This window comes from Vibrio sp. 1249-1, from assembly GCF_033340495.1.
The window spans coordinates 1-2727 of sequence record NZ_JAWOWJ010000042.1; the positions used below are offsets into that span (position 1 = coordinate 1).

General features: G+C 36.2%; 2 protein-coding genes and 1 pseudogene. All 3 read left to right on the plus strand.

The window, feature by feature from the left end:
- A partial coding sequence (locus R7Z50_RS24040) for a hypothetical protein (protein WP_318149293.1) occupies positions 1 to 479 on the plus strand: 479 nt, incomplete at its 5' end.
- 16 nt (positions 480 to 495) lie between these two features.
- Positions 496 to 1263: a glycosyltransferase family 2 protein gene (locus R7Z50_RS24045; RefSeq protein WP_318149294.1), complete on the plus strand. Its 768-nt coding sequence runs from the start codon at positions 496 to 498 to the stop codon at positions 1261 to 1263.
- A gap of 346 nt (positions 1264 to 1609) precedes the next feature.
- Positions 1610 to 2285, plus strand: a pseudogene (locus R7Z50_RS24050) (transposase).
- Positions 2286 to 2727 lie beyond the last annotated feature (442 nt).

The window sequence follows — 2727 nt, forward strand, 5'->3', positions numbered from 1 at the left end:
TGTTTTTTTCAATGTTTATTGTTGTGTTTAAAAACAAAATAAAAAAGATAGACTTCCTTTCTGGTTTAGTTTTGATGATTCCATTATTAATTTCTGTATCGTTGTTTTTTAATATAAACTCAAGCTTTACATTAATGCTTGATGTGTTTCTAAATGGTAGAATCTATGGTTTTTATGAGCAACTTGAAAAGTTAAGCTTATTTAACTTTCTTTTCGGCCTTGGAAGTTTTGATAAGGTTGATGTAGTCTACTTTAACTTGATCTTAGGGTTTGGTGTGGTTGGATATATGATAATAGTATTTTTTATCTATTATTTATTGAAAAAAGCAAGAAATGATAATGTACTTTATTGCTTAATTTGTAGTTTACTGTTTATATGCTTTTTTGAAAATATTCTTACTATCAATTCTATACTTACAGTTCTAGTGATTTATCAATTTTTGTTGATGAAGAGCAAGAAACTAGTTGGGTGTCAATAAAATGAAGACTCATAATATGGATTCAGAAGGTCCACTTATATCAATAGTAATGCCATGTTACAACGCTGCTCAATCTATTGGTCAGTCTATACAAAGTGTGTTAGATCAAACTTATGTAAATTGGGAGTTGGTTATTGTTGACGACTGTTCAAGTGATGGTTCAAAAAAAATCGTTCTTGATATTGTTGATCCTCGAATTCATTTTTACCAACTCGAAATTAACTCAGGAAGTCCAACTGGACCACGAAACTTCGCTCTCGAAAAATGTAAGGGAAAATACGTATCTTTTTTAGATGCTGACGATCTTTGGGAGACCGAAAAATTAGAGCTTCAAGTTAAAGTTCTTGAAAGTGGCTACGATATTGTCTGCTCTAACTATTTTGTTTTTCTTGATGAGCAAGCCGATAACGTGATCTCGCAACGAAGCTTTCCTGAAGAGTTTACTTTTCGCAACATGTTACAAAGAAACTGTATAGGAAATCTTACGGGAATCTATAATCGAGAAAAGCTTGGGATAGTTTTTCAGAAAGAGCATGGGCACGAAGATTATATCATGTGGCTAGAGTTAGTTAAAAAAGTTGGAAAGGTTCACTGTATACAGAAGCCACTAGCTCGTTATCGGGTTGCACCAAACTCAGTTTCTTCTGATAAAGTTAAAGCCGCAAAATGGCAATGGGAAATATACAGAAAAGAGTTAGGTATGGATATGATTATCAGCAGCTATTATTTTATTCATTATGTATTTAATGTAGTGAAGAGAAATTTAATCAAAGCAACGAATTGATTTTAATAAAGGGTTGGAAGTTTTATCTTTTGATAGCTATTGATGAAGTAAAGAAATTGATTTTCTTGTAGTGATGTGACGGACGCCTCGGTACTCAATTTTCGCGGTATCTGCCAAACTTGATGCTGATAGTAAACCTAAAGGATTGACATTATGGATATAAAATTTGGTGGAATTGATTTAGCCAAAAATGTATTTCAGGTCTGTGTTTGTCTTGTAGATAATTTAATTAAGAGCAATCAAAAATTTAGACGCATAAGCTACTCGAGGCTTTGTCTCCTAAATCAGGGAACTAAATCACCATTCTACGATCTGATCAGCTAAGTTCACTCAAATACTTAGACTAATGGCCAAGCCTCGCTACAAAACAACTAAACCAAGCTTTGATCAATCGTGGTTCGCTGACATTTTGGATTGATGAATATGCAATCTAACACTGGAAACAGCTCAAACAAGGTAACCGTGGAAGACTTCGTTTGTTTAGTGACGTAGCCATTACGACTGCTCTTATGGTCAAACGAGTATTTTCAATGCCGTTGAGGGGACGATTTTCAAGCTTGCCCAACTGCCGTTGTTATGCCCTTATTACTCATGCATTAGTAAGCGAGCGAAAACGGTTGCAGCTTAGCTAAGTTTATCGAATGTGATCGACGGTGAAGCGCTTCCAAATTTTCTGAGACAGGCTCACCGAAGAATCATTGAGATATCTGGCGATGGAGCTTATGGCACAAGGTTATGTTACGAAGCGATTCATCACAAGCAAGCTATTCCGATTATTCCACCAAGGGAAGGGGTAACCTTCTGGGAGTAAGGTCATCCCCGCAATCTAGTGGTCGGTTGTCAGAAGCTATACGGTTCAACTAAGTATTGAAAAAGAAGTACGGTTACCACAAACGTTCTCTCTCAGAGACGGTGATGTTCTGTGTAAAGAAGTTTAAGAGAGTACAATGCCTTACGCCATGATAAAACCGTTAAACGAGATCACAGAGCTAGGTATGCCTGACGTGATAATGATTGCCTAATAATTCGTCATATTAGACTCGTTTTAACTGAACTCGAATTAGGAACAAAGCCTATTTTTCTCATCAGGCTTTGCAGTATTTTTCTTTAACTCTCGCCGCTTAACTTGAGTTGCTATTCTAGATAAATCCTGAGAGGTGTTGGATCACCATTTGTTTCCTGCCAGTGTTTAAGTTTCTCAGTGCAATGTATCCAGTGTGTTGGGATTTTAGGTTTGCCTGTTGGGTTATGCGGCTGCTTTAATCAAGTGGTTAAAATCACTCTGCCTCGAAAGTTTAGATAGTTGAGCTTTATGATGTATTGAAAACTCAACTATCAGCACAGTTGGCTCGGAGTAAAAATTACAAACGGTCCTATGATCATACATTCTGATAGGTATTTATCTACCCATCCCAAATAACACCGTTTTGACTGTAAGGAAAAGAATCTTCACTTCCATCATCC